Source organism: Actinoplanes xinjiangensis, assembly GCF_003148685.1.
In the GTDB taxonomy this organism is placed as follows: Bacteria; Actinomycetota; Actinomycetes; order Mycobacteriales; family Micromonosporaceae; genus Actinoplanes; species Actinoplanes xinjiangensis.
Map to the genome: position 1 here is coordinate 226,116 of NZ_QGGR01000014.1, position 15,066 is coordinate 241,181.

At 69.9% G+C, this 15,066-nt stretch carries 13 protein-coding genes; 7 read left to right on the top strand and 6 right to left on the bottom strand.

Annotated elements, in window-relative coordinates; all coding sequences use genetic code 11:
* Positions 1-16 precede the first annotated feature (16 nt).
* Genes BC793_RS29075 through BC793_RS29090 form a run of 4 tightly spaced genes read left to right on the top strand, consistent with a single transcriptional unit; the run spans position 17 to position 4,505 of the window.
* Positions 17-1,453 (top strand): gamma-aminobutyraldehyde dehydrogenase, encoded by a 1,437-nt coding sequence (locus tag BC793_RS29075; RefSeq protein WP_109598262.1) that lies wholly within the window; start codon positions 17-19, stop codon positions 1,451-1,453.
* Complete coding sequence (gene gabT / locus BC793_RS29080) at positions 1,453-2,724, top strand: 4-aminobutyrate--2-oxoglutarate transaminase (protein WP_109598264.1); 1,272 nt, start codon at positions 1,453-1,455, stop codon at positions 2,722-2,724. The genes BC793_RS29075 and gabT overlap by 1 nt, the downstream gene beginning before the upstream one ends.
* Positions 2,725-2,772: 48 nt before the next feature.
* Positions 2,773-3,228 carry an Lrp/AsnC family transcriptional regulator gene (locus tag BC793_RS29085; protein ID WP_109598266.1) on the top strand — a complete coding sequence of 152 codons (456 nt, stop codon included), beginning with the start codon at positions 2,773-2,775 and terminating at the stop codon, positions 3,226-3,228.
* Positions 3,229-3,233: 5 nt separating this feature from the next.
* The gene (locus tag BC793_RS29090) at positions 3,234-4,505 is read left to right on the top strand and encodes an NAD(P)/FAD-dependent oxidoreductase (RefSeq protein ID WP_109598267.1); all 1,272 of its coding nucleotides are present in this window, start codon (positions 3,234-3,236) and stop codon (positions 4,503-4,505) included.
* A gap of 109 nt (positions 4,506-4,614) precedes the next feature.
* Here the strand turns inward: BC793_RS29090 and BC793_RS29095 are convergent, their stop codons facing one another.
* Positions 4,615-6,270, bottom strand: a complete 1,656-nt coding sequence (locus tag BC793_RS29095; protein WP_239169950.1) for a sensor histidine kinase — start codon at positions 6,268-6,270, stop codon at positions 4,615-4,617.
* A gap of 50 nt (positions 6,271-6,320) precedes the next feature.
* Entirely contained in the window at positions 6,321-6,749 is a 429-nt protein-coding gene (locus tag BC793_RS29100) for a response regulator (RefSeq protein ID WP_109598271.1), read from the bottom strand.
* A 262-nt stretch (positions 6,750-7,011) separates the two neighbouring features.
* Between BC793_RS29100 and BC793_RS29105 the strand changes: the two genes are divergently transcribed.
* Complete coding sequence (locus tag BC793_RS29105) at positions 7,012-7,347, top strand: gamma-glutamylcyclotransferase family protein (RefSeq protein WP_109598273.1); 336 nt, start codon at positions 7,012-7,014, stop codon at positions 7,345-7,347.
* Positions 7,348-7,567: 220 nt separating this feature from the next.
* Here the strand turns inward: BC793_RS29105 and BC793_RS29110 are convergent, their stop codons facing one another.
* On the bottom strand, positions 7,568-8,950 hold the full coding sequence (locus BC793_RS29110; protein WP_109598275.1) for an aspartate aminotransferase family protein: 1,383 nt from the start codon (positions 8,948-8,950) through the stop codon (positions 7,568-7,570).
* A 104-nt stretch (positions 8,951-9,054) separates the two neighbouring features.
* Between BC793_RS29110 and BC793_RS29115 the strand changes: the two genes are divergently transcribed.
* Positions 9,055-9,867: a hypothetical protein gene (locus tag BC793_RS29115; RefSeq protein WP_109598277.1), complete on the top strand. Its 813-nt coding sequence runs from the start codon at positions 9,055-9,057 to the stop codon at positions 9,865-9,867.
* Positions 9,868-9,915: 48 nt separating this feature from the next.
* Positions 9,916-12,165 (top strand): hypothetical protein, encoded by a 2,250-nt coding sequence (locus tag BC793_RS29120; protein ID WP_109598279.1) that lies wholly within the window; start codon positions 9,916-9,918, stop codon positions 12,163-12,165.
* A gap of 28 nt (positions 12,166-12,193) precedes the next feature.
* On the opposite strand, the gene BC793_RS29125 is transcribed toward BC793_RS29120, so the two are convergent.
* The 3 genes from BC793_RS29125 to BC793_RS29135 are packed head-to-tail and all read right to left on the bottom strand — an operon-like array spanning position 12,194 to position 15,057.
* Positions 12,194-12,985, bottom strand: a complete 792-nt coding sequence (locus tag BC793_RS29125) for an ABC transporter permease (protein ID WP_109598281.1) — start codon at positions 12,983-12,985, stop codon at positions 12,194-12,196.
* Positions 12,982-13,845, bottom strand: coding sequence for an ABC transporter permease (locus BC793_RS29130; protein WP_109598283.1), 864 nt, complete (start codon positions 13,843-13,845; stop codon positions 12,982-12,984). The genes BC793_RS29125 and BC793_RS29130 overlap by 4 nt, the downstream gene beginning before the upstream one ends.
* Positions 13,846-13,848: 3 nt before the next feature.
* On the bottom strand, positions 13,849-15,057 hold the full coding sequence (locus BC793_RS29135) for a polyamine ABC transporter substrate-binding protein (RefSeq protein ID WP_239169951.1): 1,209 nt from the start codon (positions 15,055-15,057) through the stop codon (positions 13,849-13,851).
* Positions 15,058-15,066 lie beyond the last annotated feature (9 nt).

The window sequence follows — 15,066 nt, forward strand, 5'->3', positions numbered from 1 at the left end:
CAGCTGGAGGCGCCGGATGACCGCGAAGACGGTACTGCACAACCTCATCGGGGGCGAAGCGGTCGCACCCGTGGAGGGGCGGTACTCCGATCTCATCGACCCGTCCACCGGTGAGGTGTTCGCCTCCGCCCCGGTCTCCGGATCCGAGGACGTGGACCGGGCCATGACAGCCGCCTCCGGCGCGTTCGCGCAGTGGCGCGACACCACCCCCGGCGAACGGCAGCGCGCCCTGCTCAAGTTCGCCGACGCCATCGAGGCCCGCGCCGACGAGCTGGTCGCCGCCGAGTCGAAGAACACCGGCAAGCCGCTCGGCCTGACCGCCAGCGAGGAGCTGCCGCCGGCCATCGACCACCTGCGCTTCTTCGCCGGTGCCGCCCGGGTGCTGGAGGGCCGCTCCGCCGGGCAGTACATGAACGGGTTCGAGAGCTACGTGCGCCGCGAGCCGATCGGGGTCTGCGCCCAGGTGACGCCGTGGAACTATCCGCTGCTGATGGCGATGTGGAAGATCGCGCCGGCGCTGGCCGCGGGCAACGCCGTGGTGCTCAAACCGTCCGACACCACCCCGGTCACCAGCGTGCTGCTCGCCGAGATCGCCGCCGAGTTCCTGCCGGCCGGGCTGTTCAACGTGGTCCTCGGCGACCGCGACACCGGCCGCGCCCTGGTCGGCCACCGGACCCCGCAGATGGTGTCGATCACCGGTTCGGTCCGGGCCGGCATGGAGGTGGCCGGGTCGGCCGCCGCCGACCTCAAGCGCACCCACCTGGAGCTGGGCGGCAAGGCACCGGTCGTGGTCTTCGACGACGCCGACGTCGAGGCGGCCGCCGCGGCCATCGCCGAGGCCGGCTACTTCAACGCCGGGCAGGACTGCACCGCCGCCACCCGGGTGCTGGCGTCGGCCGGCGTCTACGACGACTTCGTGGCGGCTCTCGCCGCGCAGGCCCGGGAGATCAAAACGGGCGCCCCGGACCAGAAGGACGTGCTCTACGGCCCGGTCAACAACGCCGGCCAACTGGCGCGGGTGGCCGGGTTCATCGACCGGCTGCCGGACCACGCGGTGCTCCAGGCCGGCGGCTCCCAGGTGGGCGACCGCGGTTTCTTCTACTCCCCCACGGTCGTCTCCGGGCTGCGCCAGGACGACGAGATCATCCAGAACGAGGTGTTCGGCCCGGTCATCACCGTGCAGAAGTTCACCGACGAGGACGAGGCGGTCGCCCACGCCAACGGTGTCGAGTACGCGCTGGCCTCCAGCGTGTGGACGAAGGACCACGGCCGGGCGATGCGGATGACACAGCGTCTCGACTTCGGCTGCGTCTGGGTCAACTGCCACATCCCGCTGGTCGCCGAGATGCCGCACGGCGGCTTCAAGCACTCCGGGCACGGCAAGGACCTGTCGGTGTACGGGTTCGAGGACTACACCCGCATCAAGCACGTCATGCACCACGTGGGGGCGTGATGAGCACCTCCGAAGAGCTGCACAAACGACGGCTGGCGGTCGTCGCCAAGGGTGTCGGCTCCGTGGTGAGCGCCTATGTCGACCATGCCGGGGGCGGCACGCTCACCGACGTCGACGGCCGGGAGTGGATCGACTTCGCCTCCGGGATCGCCGTCACCAACGTCGGCAACGCCGCCCCGCGCGTGGTCGAGGCGGTCCGTGCGCAGGTCGAGCGGTTCACCCACACCTGTTTCATGGTGGCGCCCTACGAGTCGTACGTGGCGGTCTGCGAACAGTTGATCGACCTGACGCCCGGCACCTTCGAGAAGCGGGCCGCGCTGTTCAACTCGGGCGCCGAGGCGGTGGAGAACGCCGTCAAGATCGCCCGGCACGCAACGGGGCGACCGGCCGTCATCGTGTTCGACCACGCCTACCACGGCCGGACCAACCTGACGATGGCGCTGACCGCGAAGAACATGCCGTACAAGCACCGGTTCGGCCCGTTCGCCCCGGAGGTCTACCGGGCGCCGATGTCGTACCCGCTGCGCGACGGCGGCCTGGACGGTGCCGAGGCGGCGCGCCGGGCGGTCGACGTGATCGAGAAGCAGGTCGGCGGGTCGAACGTGGCCGCCGTGCTGATCGAGCCGATCCAGGGTGAGGGCGGGTTCGTGGTGCCGGCGCCGGGCTTCCTGCCGGCGATCGCGGCGTGGGCGAAGGCGAACGGGGCGGTGTTCATCGCCGACGAGATCCAGACCGGGTTCGCCCGTACCGGTCGGTGGTTCGCCTCCGAGGACGAGGGCCTGGAGCCCGATCTGATCACCACGGCCAAGGGCATGGGCGGTGGACTGCCGATCGCCGGTGTGGTCGGCCGGGCCGACCTGATGGACGCGGTGCACGCCGGCGGGCTCGGCGGCACGTACGGCGGCAACCCGGTGGCCTGCGCGGCCGCGCTCGCCGCCATCGAGACGATGCGGGAACTGGACCTGAACGCCGCGGCACGGCGGATCGAGTCGGTGCTCAGACCCGCCCTGTCGGAGATGGCCGCCGCCGACCCCGGGATCGCCGAGGTGCGCGGCCGCGGGGCGATGATCGCGATCGAGCTGGTGCTGGCGGACAACGAGCCGGACCCCACGCGTACCGCGGCGGTGTCGAAGGCCTGCCACGAGGCCGGCCTGCTGACGCTGACCTGCGGCACCTACGGCAACGTGCTGCGGTTCCTGCCACCGCTGGTCATCTCCGACCCCGATCTCCACCGCGGTCTCGACATCCTTCGCCGCGCTCTGCTCACCTGACGGGCGACCCCTTTGCTGACGTCAAGCGTTCCAGGGAAGAATCGCGGCGTGACGGACGTGACGCTGGACGATACGAACAAACTGATCATCGAGCATCTACAGCGTGACGGACGCATGTCGTACGCCACGCTGGCCAAGACGATCGGTCTCTCCGAGGCGGCGGTGCGCCAGCGCGTGCAGCGGCTCCTGGACAACGGGCTGATGCAGATCGTGGCGGTCACCGACCCGCTGACCCTCGGCTTCGCCCGGCAGGCGATGGTCGGCCTGCGGGTCAACGGCAACCTGCGGACCATCGCCGATCAGATCGCCGAGGTGCCCGAGGTCGACTACGTGGTGATCTGCGCCGGGCGGTACGACCTGCTGGTCGAGCTGGTCTGCACCGACGACGAGCACCTGCTCGACATCCTCAACGAGAAGGTGCGCACCATCGACGGTGTCACCGAGGCCGACACCTTCATGTATCTGCGGCTCGCCAAACAGACCTACGCCTGGGGAACACGGTAACTCTCATGAACAGCCCCTCCTTCTGGCTGAGCAGTCTGGGCCCGATCGAGAGACGCCCGCCGCTCGCCGGTGACCTCGCCGCCGACGTGGCCATCGCCGGCGGCGGGTACACGGGGCTGTGGACCGCGTATTACCTGGCCAGGGCCGATCCGTCGAAGCGGGTCGTGATCCTGGACGCGGAGTTCTGCGGTTTCGGCGCGTCCGGCCGCAACGGCGGCTGGGCGTCCGGGCTCTTCCCGGTGCCCGAGGCGAAACTGGCGCGCCGGTTCGGGCCGGACGCCGCGGCCGCCATGCACCGGGCGCTCGGCGACACCGTCGACGAGATCGGCCGGGTCGCCGCGGCCGAGGGCATCGACTGCGACTACGCCAAGGGCGGCACGCTCTCCCTGGTCCGCAGCCCGGCCCAGCTGCGCCGCGCCCAGCGTGACCCGGGCTTCGTCGACGCGGCGACGGCGACGGCCATGTGCCACGCCACCGACGTGCTCGGCGGGATCTACAGCGAGCACTGCGCCGCCCTGCACCCGGCCAAACTGGTCCGCGGACTCGCCGCCACCGTCGAGCGCCTCGGCGTCACCATCCACGAGAGCACCCGCGCCGAGCAGATCAGAACCGGGCAGATCAAGACCCTTCGGGGTACGGTCCACGCGCCCACGATCGTGCGGGCACTGGAGGGTTACACCGCCGGTCTGGCCGGGCACCGCCGCGACATCGCGCCGGTCTACTCCCTGATGATCGTCACCGAGCCCCTGCCGGAGGAGTTCTGGCAGCGCGTGGGCCTGGCCCGGCGGGAGACGTTCACCGACGAGCGGCGGCTGGTCATCTACGGACAGCGGACCGCCGACGACCGGCTGGCGTTCGGTGGGCGCGGTGCGCCGTACCACTTCGGGTCGAAGATCCGCCCCGAGTACGACCTGGTCCCGGAGGTGTTCGAGGCACTGCGGGCGACGATCACCGAGCTGTTCGGGATCGACCCGCTGATCGCCCACCGCTGGGGCGGGCCGCTCGGCATCCCGCGGGACTGGATGCCGTCGGTCGGCCTGCGGGACGGGATCGCCTGGGCCGGGGGCTACGTGGGCGACGGTGTCGCGGCGGCCAATCTCGCCGGGCGTACCCTCGCGGATCTGATCCTCGGGGTGGACAGCGACCTGACCCGCCTGCCGTGGGTCGGGCACCGCTCGCGCCGCTGGGAGCCGGAACCCGCTCGCTGGCTCGGCATCAACGCCGGCCTGCGGGCCACCGCCCTGCTGGACGCGCTCGAACGCCGCCGCGCCGCCTGAACCTCCGGGCCGTCATCTCCCGCCGCCGGCTGCCAGCCCACCGGCATCTCCGGCCGCCGGCTGCCCGCACACCGGCATTTCCGGCCGCCGGCTGCCCGCGCACGGCGTCTCAGGCCGGTGGGCCGGCCAGCGGGAGACGGATGCAGACGACCGTGCCGGACGGCCGGTTGTCGGACAGCCGGATCGTCCCGCCGTGCAGCAGCACGATGGCGCGGGCCAGGCTCAAGCCCAGCCCGCTGCCGCTGCTGCCCTGGTGACGGACGTTGCTGCCGCGGAAGAAACGCTCGAAGACCCGGGCGTGCTCGCCCTCCGGCGTGCCGATACCGCTGTCGGCGATGCACAGCTCGGCCATCGTGCCGATCGCGCGTAACCGCACGTGGATGGGCGCGCCCGGCGGGCTGTAGCGCACCGCGTTGGACAGCACGTCGTCGACCACCTGCCGCAGCCGGATCCGGTCGCCGGGCAGGCGCAGCACGGCCGGCACCTCGGTGACCAGGGTGAGCCGGCCGCCGCTGTGCCGCAGGCAGGTCACCGCGTCGGCGACCAGCGAGGCCAGGTCGACGTCGTGGATGTTCAGGCCCAGGTGCCCGGAGTCCAGGCCGGCCAGATCGAGCAGGGTGTCGGCGATCCGCTGGAGCGCCTCGGCGTTACGGGCGATCACCCGGCTCATCCCCCGGATCTCCGGGTCGAGGGCGGCGGTCTCCTCGGCGAGCAGGGTGGCGTTCGCGGTGATCGAGGTCAGCGGGGTACGTAACTCGTGCGCGACCAGATCCACGAAATCGGCCTGTGCGCGGGCCAACTGGCGCGACAGCCCTTCGGCGCGGCGCTGGGCGACGAAGATGCCGATCTGCGCGGCCACCCCGTCGAGCAGCACGGTGAGCAGGTCCGGCTCGTACTCCTGGGTGCCGGCGTAGCAGGTCAGCACGCCGAGCAGGCTGCCGCCGTCCCGGACCGGGACGGCCAGCGCGGTCCGGACGCCGCGGCGCAGGCAGATCTGCACCCGCTCGCGCTCGTGGGCGGTCCGCAGGTCGGAGCTGAGCGCGATGTCCGGCACCCAGATCGGCCGGCCGCTCTCCCAGACCCGGCCGGTGATGCCCTGCCCCCACTGCGGGCTGTGCCGGAAGAAGCCCTCCGGGTCGAGGCCCGCAGCGTCCCAGTGCCCGACCGACTGGAGCCGCCCGGTCGTGTCGTCGATGAGGAACAGTTCCGCGCACGGCCAGCCGAGCGTGGCGGTGACCGCGCGCAGCAGGTGCGGCGCCGCCTCGGCCGCGGTGGACGCCTGTTTCAGCACGTGCTCGACGGCGATGTGGCAGTTGCGGAACCGCTCGACCCGGCGCAGCGCGGTGACCTCGTGGGCGACGGCGACCGCACCGAGCGGCACCCCGCCCGGTCCGGGGATGGGCTGCGCGCTCGTGTCGAAGATCCGCACCCGGTGCCCGGGCCGGCTGACCAGGACGTCCTCGGAGATGACATGCTCGCCGTGCAGGGCACGCAGCAGCGGGTTCTCCGCACGGGTCATCGCCCGCTGGTCGGGGGTGGTGAGGTGCTGGAACGCCAGGTCCTCGAAGCCGGGTGGCAGCGGGCCGTCGGGGCCGATGCCGGTGATCTCGCGCATCGCCCGGTTGGCGAAGACCACCCGTCCGTCACCGTCGCAGGCGAGCACACCGGCGTCCATGCTCTGTAGCAGGGCACCGAGGAAGGCGCCGTTGTCCAGAGCGGCCGCGGCCTCGTCCAGCACCACCATGACCCGCCCGATTCTGCTCACCGAGGCCCGCGGTCACGGGCTGTTCACGGCCTTACCCACTTCCTTATTCTTCATACTGAGACGGTTATGTCCGCTGGACACCGATTGTCCGCCGCATCGTGGCCGTGGGGTCCGATGGCGACCAGTTCCTCCATGGTCGCGAGCAGCTGCTCGTTCGGGCAGGGCTTGAGCATGATGGCGCAGACCTGCGCCGATCCGGCCCGCGGATCACCGGGCCGCAGATGACCGCTGAGAACGGCGACCGGGATGAGCCGGATGTCGTCGTCCGGATGTCCACGGATCGCCTCGATCAGCTCCCAGCCGTCCATCACCGGCATGCCGAGATCGGTGAGCACGAGGTCCGGCCGATGCTCCAGAATCGCCTCGAACGCTTCCCTTCCGTCCGATGCCCGCAGCACGGTCATTCCGGTTCGCTTGAACACCCTGACCAGTACCAGGGCGATGTCCTCGTCGTCCTCAGCGATCAGCAATACGGCCATGTCAGCTCCGTGGAGAAGGTCCGTCGTTCCAGCATGCGCCAGCCCGCTACGGACCGGGGCGAGAACTGCATTTCGCCACCTGGCACTCCCGCGTTCCCGCTGGACGGATCGACGCCCCGACCGCCCGTGGCCGCCCGGCGGCGGGGTCGCGGGGCCACCGCCGGGCGGCCGGGACCACGGTCCGCGGGCGGTCCGGGCCGGCCTGGTGGCGCGAGCGGATCATGCCGAGGGACGGCCGGGCGGTCCGGATACGATCGCGGGCATGCCGCTGCTGTTCTCCTACGGGACCCTGCGTGATCCGGCCGTGCAGACGAGCGTTTTCGGGCGCGAGTTGAGCGGACGGGGCGACCGGATCGTCGGGTTCCGGGTCGAGCGGCTGGAGATCACCGATCCGGAGGTGCTCGCCGTCAGTGGGGAGGCCTACCACCCGATCCTGGTGCGCACCGATGACGCCGCCGAGACGGTCGAGGGGTCGGCGCTCGACGTGACGGAGGCGGAGCTGCTGCTGGCCGACGGCTACGAGGTCGACGACTATCAGCGGGTCACGGCGCCGCTCACCTCCGGCGACACGGCCTGGGTCTACGTCGCCCGGCGCTGAGCCTGGCTGGTCCCCACCGCTGTCTCAGGACGCTCGAGACAGCGGTGGGGACCAGCCGGACGGTGACCAACGGCTACGCCCCGGCGGTCGCGCCCGCGACCGGGACCGGCCGGGCGGTGACCAACGGCTACGCCCCGGCGGTCGCGCCCGCGGCCGGGACCGGCCGGCCGCGTCGCGCGGTAGGGAACGGTGCTTTCGGTAGCCGTACGAGAAAAGGGTTTCAGAGGCGGTTCTGGGCTTCGGTCAGGACCGACCGGAGGATCTGCTCGATCTCGGCGAACTGGGTCTGGGTCGCGGTCAGCGGCGGCGCCAGCTGGATCACCGGGTCGCCGCGGTCGTCGGCGCGGCAGTAGAGGCCGGCCTCGAACAGGGCCTGGGAGAGGAAGCCGCGGAGCAGGCGCTCGGACTCGTCGGCGTTGAAGGTCTCCTTGGTGGTCTTGTCCTTGACCATCTCGATGCCGAAGAAGTAGCCGTCGCCGCGGACGTCGCCGACGATCGGGAGGTCGAGCAGCTTCTCCAGGTGGGAGCGGAACAGCGGGCTGTTGTCGCGGACGTGCCGGTTGAGGCCTTCCCGTTCCATGATGTCGAGGTTGGCCAGGGCGACCGCGGCGCCGACCGGGTGGCCGCCGTAGGTGATGCCGTGGGCGAACCAGTTGGTGCCGGTGAGGAACGGCTCGGCCAGGCGGTCCGAGGCGATCATCGCGCCGAGCGGGACGTAACCGGAGGTCAGGCCCTTGGCGACGGTGATGATGTCGGGCTGGTAGCCGTACCGGTCGGCGCCGAAGTACTCGCCGAGGCGGCCGAACGCGCAGATCACCTCGTCGGAGACGAGCAGCACGTCGTACTCGTCGCAGATCTCCCGGACCCGCTGGAAGTAGCCGGGCGGCGGCGGGAAGCAGCCGCCGGCGTTCTGCACCGGCTCCAGGTAGACGGCGGCGACCGTGTCCGGGCCCTCGAACTCGATCATCTCGGCGATCCGGTCGGCGGCCCAGAGCCCGAACTGCTCCGGCGTCATGTCCTCGTCGGGGCGGCGGTAGTAGTTGGTGTTCGGCACCCGCATGGTGCTCGGCACGAGCGGTTCGAAGTCCTGCTTGAACGGCGGGATGCCGGTGATCGACAGGGCGCCCATCGAGCTGCCGTGATAGGCGACGGCGCGGGAGATGACCTTGGTCTTGAGCGGCTTGCCGACGCGCTTGAAGTAGGAGCGGGCCAGCTTCCACGCCGACTCGACGGCCTCCGAACCGCCGGTGGTGAAGAAGACCCGGTTCAGGTCGCCGGGCGCCAGGTCGGCGAGACGCTTGGCCAGCTCGATCGCCTTCGGGTGCGCGTAGGACCAGATCGGGAAGTAGGCCAGCTCGGCCGCCTGCTTGGCGGCGGCGTCGGCCAGCTCCTGACGGCCGTGCCCGGTCTGCACCACGAACAGGGCGGAGAGACCGTCCAGGTAGCGGCGGCCGGCGGAGTCCCAGACATAACAGCCGTCACCGCGGGTGATCACCGGGACCGGAGCGTTCTGGTACGCCGAGAGCCGGGTGAAGTGCATCCAGAGGTGGTCTCGGGCGGCGTCGGACAGTGCGTCCACGTCAGCGGGGGATCGGTCTGTCACGGGTATCTCTCCCACTAGTTCAGGATGTTGATCCGATACTGCCCACGGATTCCGTTGCGCACAAGACAGCCAGCCACTATTTCCGTAGGATTTACAATGTCCCGATGGTGAGGATCGTGCCGCTGGAGGACGACTCGGACTGGGTGCAGGGCGTCCATCCCCTGCTCGGCAATCTGGAGGATTTCCAGGACCTTCCCGCGGACTTCCCGTTCGACTTCTCCGCCGCCTCGCTCACCGCCCTGGACCGGCTCATCGCCGAACGCGGCGATGACGGGTCTTTCGAGCGCGGCGCCCGGGCCTACGCGGGCGAGACGTTGATGCGGATCGGCGGCGGCCGGTGGGTGTCCACTGAGGGACACCCCTTGGCGATCCGGTTCGACGAGGCGCTGGACCTGCCCGGATTACCGCTCGAACCGCTGCCGCCGGCGGGTCTCGCCGCGGTGGCGGAGCGCGTGGCCACGGCCGTGGCCCGGCGACGGGCCGACGATCCCGGGTGGGAGCCCGCGAAACAGGCGACTCCGGGCGTCGACCGGGCACCCGAGCCTCCGGTCGCCGAACTGACCCACTGGCTGGCCGGCCGGCGGGCCGCCTTCGCCACCTGGTCGGCCACGCGCACGGAGACCTGGGATTTCTCCGAGGAGTCACTGGACGCCCTGGAGCGGATCGCGCGGGCAGGTGGAGCCATCCCGCCCGAGCTGGCGGAGTGGTATCTGGGCGAGACGCTGATCCGGGTCGGCACCGGCTCCTGGTATTTCCGGCCCGTCACACCGGGCCGCCGCAACGCGCTGGACGGCCATCGCTTCGTGCGGCCGGCACCCCCGGGGGACGGCGTGATCGTTCCCGCCCTCGAGATCGCCGATCTGCCCGACGAGGCCGAAGGCCATCTCCGCCGGGCCCTAACGCTCTACCGCGAGTGACATAGACCGATTCACATATTTGCCCGCGGAAACTACCCTGGCGGCCGGATGCTCCGGCGGACCAGTGAGGTGGACATGCGGCGGTTGTTGCGCGCGGCTCTGGCAGCGATCCTCGCCGCACTGCTGGTGGTGGCCTCCGGATTCGCGCCGGCGTCCGGCTGGGCGGCACCGAAGAAGAACCAGAGGTGTCCCGAGGTGCCCGGCGCCCCCTTCGACTGGTCGAACGTGCTCGACTCGGACTCCGACATCTTCGAGTTCCCCGCGGGCGCGACACCCCGGACCTTCGAATACCAGGATCCGGCCGGATGGCTGAGCTACGAGTCCGAGCCCACCCTCGCCCAGATGCGCAAGATCGGCACGAAACACAAGAAGTACGATCCCTCGAAGGTCACCGACCCGACGCTCGCCCACGAGATCCGCCGCAAGCGCATGATCGCCCGCTGGTACAAGTACCAGGCCGGCAACGGCACCCTGACCTGGGAGCAGTGGCGCGACCGGTACATCCGCAACCAGTCCAACGTCCACGAGGGCGAAGCCTTCGAGAACCTCGTGCGTGACCTTCTCGGGCTCAGCGGCAGCACCGGCTGGCGCAGCCAGGCCCGGGTACCGAAGAGCCCGGTCCGGCGCGACTGGGACTTCCTGATCCTGACCGTCCAGTGCCGGCTCGGCCTGGAGGTCAAGGCCGGCGCCAGCAAGATCAAGAAAAGCCAGCTCGATAAGGACGGTTCGGAGAACGAGCGGGAGAAGACGCTTCCCGAGTCCGAACGGGTCGCGAAGGTCCAAGTGGTGTCGGAACGGCCGACACGCGCGGAGGCGGCCGCGTTCAAGAGGGCGGGCGTCAAGGTGTTCGTGATCCAGGCGGAGGGAGTTCCGGTGCCACCACCGACCCCCGGAGCGAACCCGCCGGCCCCCGCCGGCCAGGCCGCGAAGCCGGATCCGCAGCCCAAGGACGACGGCGGTGGCGCCGAGGTGATGACCGCACCGGGTGAGGCCGCCTCGGACGGCGGCCTGGTTCGGGCGCTGGCCGGCGTTCCGGCCACGAAGGCGGAGGCGGAGGAGGACCGCAAGGTCAGCCGGGAACTCGCGGACGACTGGGCGGACCCCGAGGACATGCCCGACGACACCGGGGGCATCGACTTCAGCACGCTCGAGTTGCGGTACATCGCGGATCCGACGGCCGGGGATGCCGGGCTGAAGTACTCGTTCTCGGCGGAGCCCACGGCCGACGGGCAACTGTCGTGGGGTGGGCTGGCCGCGGCACAGCAGGCGTCGGACGCGTTCTTCGTGTGGATGGCCCTGCGGCCCGAGCACTTCTGGGTCAACCTGAACCCGAACGAGCCGGACCGGATCATCGAGGAACGGCTCGGCGCCACCGACGCCGGGCGGGTGCTGCTCGAGGCCGACCTCCAGATGAAGAAGACGGTGGCGAAGCTGATCCACCCGGACGCCACGGGCGGGCAGCGGTTCTGGGACTCGCTGCGCAACACCGACGACGAGCAGACGTGCCTGTCGTTCCGGCAGTGGATCGTGCCGGACACCGCCACCGTGCACGAACACGACGGCGGGCTCTACATCGTGGACGCGCCGCTGATCGTCAAGTCGGAGACCGAGTACTTCGACGGTGGGGACGCCGCCGAGGGCGCCGCGGCGGGGTGCAGGCCGGGTGACGAGGCGACCGAGAAACACAACGCGGAGGTGTTCCGCAGCCAGATCCTGACGAAGGTGCAGGAGGCGGTGAACACCGCCCCGGAGTACGCCGAGCTGCGCCGGGTCTACCTGAGCCGGGTGGCCGCCGAGTGGTACCGGCAGCGCAGCACGAACCGCAACACCGCGTTCGCCGACATCGTGAACAGCGGGGACGTGAGCCGGTGGCCGTCACGGACCGGGTGGAAGCCGCGGGAGGTGTTCGACAGGTACGTGAAGTCGTACACCGACGGCGAGTTCGACGTGACCCGCGAGACGGCCCTGGGCACCGTGATCGAGACCCACACCTACATCTACGGCGGGGTGGATTTCTCCCAGTCGCCGCGCAGCGAGGTGGGGGCCGCCGCGTTCGGCAGCCGGTGGGGTGGGCTGCCGTCGACGGTGGCGGACTCGATGGCCGGGACGGTCGAGGACGACGGGCGGATCTGGCTCGGTGGCGCCTCGGCGGACCGGCCGACCGTGCCGTTCAAGGTGACGTCCGTGCTGACCTGGGCCGCGGGGGCGGTGATGGCGCTGCTGGTGGCGGCGTTGTTCGTACGATCGCTGTGGCGTCAGCAGCGGCGACGCCGGGAATGGCATGCGGCCCGGCGCTGACCGCGCCGGACCGCACACACCGGGTCTCTCAGGCCGCGGCCGCGACCTTCCGCTTCGACCGCGAGCGGAGGTTGGCGACGACCGCGAACAGCACGCCGGCCGCGAAGATCATCGTGCCCATGACGTTGACCTGCGGCGGCAGGCCGACACGGGTGGCACCCCAGATCCACAGCGGGAACGTCTCGGTGGTTCCCGCGGTGAAGTTGGTGATCACGAAGTCGTCGATGGAGAGCGCGAACGCGAGCATCACGCCGGACGCCACGGCCGGCAGGATGATCGGGAAGATCACCTTCCAGAAGGTGGACCAGCCGGTCGCCCCCAGGTCGGCGGCCGCCTCCTCCAGGGACCGGTCCAGGGTCATCACCCGGGCCCGGACCACGATCGCGACGAACGAGACCGAGAACATCACGTGGGCGATCGTGATCGTCACGACGCCGGGGCTGACCCCCATCGAGACGAACAGGCTCAGCAGCGACGAGCCCATCACCAGCTCGGGCGAGGAGATCGCGGCGAACATCAGCAGGTTGAGGCCGCCGGACCCGCGGAAGCGGAAGCGGCCCAGCGCATAGCCGATGCCGGTGCCCAGCGCGCCGGCGATCAGCGCGGTGAGCACCGCGACGATCAGCGACGTCACCAGGGCCTCGGTGAGCGCTTCGAGGGCGAACACGTCCTTGTACCACTTGAACGTGAAACCCTGCCAGGTCTGGTTGTACCGGCCGCTCGGGTTGTTGAACCCGAACAGGATCATCACCGAGATCGGCAGGATCAGCCAGGCGATCAGCACCCAGGTGTAGATGTGCAGGACGCGCCGGCCGTTCATCGCGCCGCCACCTTCATGACGTCCTCGGTGCCCAGCATCCGGGCGTAGGAGAAGACCCCGATCAGGAGCACCGCCATCAGGGTGAACGACAGCGCCGACGCCGACGGGTAATCGGAGTTGGACAGGAACTTGGCCTGGATGACCTGGCCGATCATGGTGGTCTCCGAACTGCCGAGCAGCTCCGAGTTGACGTAGTCGGAGCTGGCCGGCACGAAGGTCATCAGCACGCCGGCGAAGACGCCCGGCAGCGCCAGCGGGAAGATCACCTTGCGGAACGAGGTCATCGGGGAGGCGTACAGGTCCCGGGCCGCCTCGACCACCCGCGGGTCGATGCGTTCCAGGGCCACGTAGATCGGCAGCACCATGAACGGCAGGAAGCTGTACACCAGCCCGGCGATGACCGCGCCGGACGTGCCGAGCACGTTGAAGCCGTCCGGGAGGATGCCGGCGGCCTTCAACGGATGCAGCAGCACGCCGTCGTCGGTGAGCAGCATCCGCCACGAGATCGTGCGCAGCACGAACGACACGAAGAACGGCAGCATGATCAGGAACAGGTACGTCGCCTTCCTACGGCCCCCGTAGAAGGCGATCCAGTAGGCGACCGGGAACGCCAGCACGATCAGGATGATCGACGTGATGGCGCCGTACACCAGCGAGCGGATCAACTGGGTCTGATAGTCCGCCAGCGACTCCGTGTAGTTCTGCCAGTGGCCGGTGAACACGAAGCCGTTGACGACGTCGCCCTCCTGCAGCGACAACGACAGCATGGTGACCATCGGCACCGCGAAGAACAGCAGGAGCCACAGCCCGCCGGGCAGGACGAGCAGATAGGGCGCGAGTGTACGTTTCACCCGGTCCATGGGTTACCCGAGCACGATCGGCTGGAACACCCGCTCGAAGTCGTTCTTCTCCTCCGCGGTGTTGAAGTTGACGTAGTAGTGCAGCCGCTTGTACTCGGCGTCACCCGGGAAGACGAGCGGGCTGTCGGCGACCGAGAGCAGGAAGTCCCTGTCCTCACCGGACGCGGCGGCCGCGTGCTTCTTCATCTGGGCCTGGGCGCCGGGCACCGGGCACACGTAGTTGATGTACTCGGCGAGCGTGGTGGCATTGTCCAGCTCGTACAGGAAGTCCATCAGCGTGATCGCGTCGACCGGGTTCGCGGCGGTGACCGGGATGGCCATGTTGTCGGTCCAGATGGTGCCGCCCTCGGACGGGATCACGAACTTGAAGTTCGTGCCGTCCGAGACGTTCTTCTGGAAGATGTCACCGGACCAGGCCTGGGTGATCCAGACCTCGCCCTTGCCGAGCGCATCGACGTAGCTCTGGTCGTAGTAGTTGCGGACGATGTCGCCGTCCTTCTGCTCCTTGAGCTTGGCGGCCGCCGCCTTCCACGAGGTCTCGTCCGACTTGGACGGGTCGAGGCCGGCCGCGAGCAGGCCGAAGTTGGCCAGCTCCTGGAGGTCCTTGAACATGCCGACCTTGCCCTTGTACTTCGGGTTCCACAGGTCGGCGAGGCTGGTGACCGGTTCCTTGATCTTGGACGGGTCGTACGCGATGCCGGTGATGCCGGACGCGTACGGGATGCTGAAGACGTTGCCCGGGTCGTACGAGGAGGTGGCGTACGACTTGGCCGCGTTGGCGGCGTAGTTGGGCAGCTTCGAGTGGTCCAGCGGAGCGAGGAAGCCGGAGTCGCGGAACTGGCCGAACTGGACCGAGTTGGTGATGACCATCAGGTCGTACCCGATCGACTGCCCGGCCGACAGCTGCGGCTGGACCTTGGCGAACCAGGGGCCCATCTCCTGGATGACCTCGTCGTAGGTGACCTGAATGCCGGTCTTCTGGGTGAACTTCTTGAGCTCCGGCTTCTTCGGGTCCATGTAGAGCGGCCAGTTGGCGAAGTCCAGCTTGCCGGACTGGGTCTTGCCGCTCCAGAACTTCGCGACGGCGTCGGGGGCAATACTGGCCTGCGGCTTGCCCTTGCCCTCCACGCCACACGCGGCGAGGAAGGCGCCCATCGCCGACAACCCGCCGAGGCGCAACGCGTCACGGCGACCGAGCCGCGACTGCGTCATGCCTCGCAG